Genomic DNA, 2,265 nt, shown 5'->3' with positions numbered 1-2,265 from the left:
CAGCTCGATCTTCTCCACCGCCACCTCGTTCTTGGTGGCGTTGAAGCCCTCCACCTCCCAGTGCACCGGCCAGGCGTTCTCGAACGACCAGGCGCGCACCGCCTCGCCGTTCTCGTCGAGCAGGAACACGTGCACCGGCTTGGGCACGATGGCCTGCGCCAGGCCGCCTTCGAGCACCTTCTGGCACCAGGCCACGAGCGGCGAGTCGAGCGTGGCGATGCCGCGCCGCAGCGAGAGCCGGGGGTGCTTCATCGCCTTGGGCAGCACGTGCACGAAGCGGTTCTCGCCGCCTTCGGCCACGGTCTCGGTCTCCATCTCGGGGCCGATGCCGCTCACCTCGCGGAAGGACGAGTCCTTGCGCGCCGTCGAAGACTCGCCGATGCCCACCGCGAACTGGAAGGCGACCGGCGGGTAGGCGGATGCGACCATGGGCGCCGTGCCTTACTTGAGGGCGATGGTGAGGCCTTCGTGGGCGATCACGATGGTCTCGATCGCCACCTCGTTGCCCTGGGCCTTGAGGTCGGTGCCGGTGATCTTGGTGGGCCAGGCGTTGGCCAGCGTCCAGACCATGATGGTGCCGTCGCCCTCGTCGAGCAGGCTGATCGTCACCGACTTGCGTTTGATGACGTTCATCTTGATCTCGTTGAACCAGTCCCAGAACTTGTTGTCGCCCTTGAAGACGCCCTTCTTCATGGTGATGTCGCTGTACTTCTTCATCCCGGGCATCTTGAGCACCGAGTAGGCCGGGCTGTCGCCGGCGCGGTACTCGAGCGGCTGGGCCTCGACGTCCAGGCCCGAGACTTCCTGGAAGGACATCACCGCCGAGTCCCACTTCACCGAGAAGCGGAACTTGGGAACCGGCCACACGGCCGTGGATTGTGCGGAACCATCGTCTGCCATTGCGGGCCTCCGTCAGTCGAATGAAATGAGTGAATGGAAGTGGTGGGAAGAGATCACGACTTCTGCATCTGCTGCTGGAAGGTGATCTCGATGAACTCGGCCGGCCGGCTGATGGCCACCAGCACGGTGACGCGCAAGATGCCTTCGAGAATGTCCTCGGGCGTCATCGTGTCGCCCAGCCCCACGTGCACGCTGAAGGCGTCGTCGGGCACCGCGCCGGCCAGGCCGCCGCGCTTCCAGATGCCGGTGAGGAAGTTGCTGATCATGCTTTTCAGCGTGACCCAGGTGTTCGACACATTGGGCTCGAACACCATCGCCTTGGAGGCGAGGCGGCACGACTCCTCCAGCATGATCATGGTGCGGCGCACGTTGATGTAGCGCCAGTCGAGGCTGTTGCCGTCGAGCGTGCGCGCGCCCCACACCAGCACGCCTTCGCCGATGAAGGTGCGGATGGCGTTGATCGACTTGCCCTGCGTGGTGACGTTGAGGTCTTCCTGCTCCTCGCTGGAGAGGTTGACGGCGGGCGAGACCACGCCGTTCAGGCTCACGTTGGCAGGCGCCTTCCACACGCCGCGGCTGTTGTCGACCATGGTGTAGACGCCGGCCATGGCCGCGCTGGGCGGCAGCAGGTTGATGCGGTTCTTCAGCTCGGCCATCACGGTGTTGAAGAGCGTGCTCATGGCGCCCAGGCTCTTGTTGAGCAAGGCCTTGTTGGCCTCGATGTCGTTCGCGCTCAGCGCGGGCGAGACGGTGCTCCAGTCCTTCTGGATGTCGTCGAGCGCGGCGAGCTGCTGGCGCGTCTTGGGCGGGGTCTTGTCATCAGCCGCGGCGGGCAGGCCCACGTCCTGCTTGATCAGGGAGACCAGCAGCTCGGGGTTGGCGATGTTCTCGTAGCTGAGGTCGCGGTCCTGCACGACGGTGGTGTGTACCCAGGGGTAGTAGGCCGAGGCGAAGTCGAGGTAGTTGATGCCCAGCGCGCCGCGGAAGTTCTCGATGCAGTCGCCGGCCGGGTCTTGCCGGCTCTTGTCGCCGCCCCACACGTCGAGGATGGCGATGCGGTTGCGCATGCGCCCGCCGCAGTGCGAGAGCATGGCCTGCTGCACGCTGACGGCGTCGGCCTGCGCCAGCAGCATGCAGTCGGGCACGACCACCATGGTCGGCTCCTGCTCCTTGATGAGCGGCTCGATGCCGGCCATGAGCTTGTCGGCCGCCACGTCTTCCCTGTAGTTGCCCACCGACACCACGTAGCACGGGCCGCCGCCGTTCTGGAAGAAGTGCAGCAGCCCGTAATAGAGCAGGAAGCGGCCGCCTTCGGCACCGGCCTGCTGCGCCAGCAGGTAGTTCTTGCCACCGACCGAGACGGCG

The 2,265-nt window shown here is 65.7% G+C and carries 3 protein-coding genes; all 3 read right to left on the bottom strand.

Going from position 1 to position 2,265, the window contains the following annotated elements; translation table 11 throughout:
- On the bottom strand, positions 1-429 hold a 429-nt coding region (locus VFL64_RS05700; RefSeq protein WP_489539408.1), incomplete at its 3' end, for a phage tail protein.
- A gap of 12 nt (positions 430-441) precedes the next feature.
- Positions 442-900 (bottom strand): phage tail protein, encoded by a 459-nt coding sequence (locus VFL64_RS05695; protein WP_489539407.1) that lies wholly within the window; start codon positions 898-900, stop codon positions 442-444.
- Between the two features lie 53 nt (positions 901-953).
- Positions 954-2,265 (bottom strand): phage tail sheath family protein (locus tag VFL64_RS05690; RefSeq protein WP_489539406.1); only part of this gene is annotated, 1,312 nt, incomplete at its 5' end.

Origin of the sequence: Rhizobacter sp. (assembly GCF_035702065.1) — a bacterium.
GTDB lineage: Bacteria > Pseudomonadota > Gammaproteobacteria > Burkholderiales > Burkholderiaceae_C > Rhizobacter.
The sequence above is the reverse complement of the archived record's forward strand: the minus strand, read 5'-3'. Positions and strand labels throughout refer to the sequence as shown.

What these genes read in the sequence shown, in the direction of transcription:
- VFL64_RS05695 (WP_489539407.1), bottom strand. Translation starts at nt 900, where the DNA reads ATGGCAGACGATGGTTCCGCACAATCCACGGCCGTGTGGCCGGTTCCC.